Raw genomic sequence first — 434 nt, forward strand, 5'->3', positions numbered from 1 at the left:
TCCCTGTCAGCTTTTCCTCATCGCCCTCGCCCAGGAAATCGACCTGCGCGGCAATACGATCCTCATGCCCGTCGACCAGTTTCAACGAGCGGACATTGGCGATCAGCCACGCGCCGCCGACGCGCACCTTGATTTGGCTGCCGACCGAACCGGCGGCGGCGATAACGGCGTCGCTATGCCCCATCGTCCCTTCGAGCGCGACGGGATCCAGCATCACCATGCTGCTCGATCCGGCAATATCGAACACCATGCCAATGCACGGCACCGCTGCGAACGGCACGGTTTGGACAAAGGCGTTTCCGCCCGGCATCTCGGTCATTCGCGGCAGCCCCTGCTTGCGTCGGGGAATTCATGCAAGGCAACCGGTAAAGATTGGATGAGGACAGGCGCAGCGCCCGACGGGCCATCGGCATTTGTGCTCGCGTGGCGTCTGC

Annotated in this window: 1 protein-coding gene; it reads right to left on the reverse strand. The window is 63.1% G+C overall.

The window, feature by feature from the left end:
• Positions 1-319: hypothetical protein (locus AACY08_RS29985; protein WP_339472714.1), on the reverse strand; the 319-nt coding region annotated here is incomplete at its 3' end.
• Between the last annotated feature and the right edge of the window lie 115 nt (positions 320-434).

This window comes from Pseudomonas sp. EL_65y_Pfl1_R83 (assembly GCF_963970695.1).
GTDB lineage: Bacteria > Pseudomonadota > Gammaproteobacteria > Pseudomonadales > Pseudomonadaceae > Aquipseudomonas > Aquipseudomonas tritici.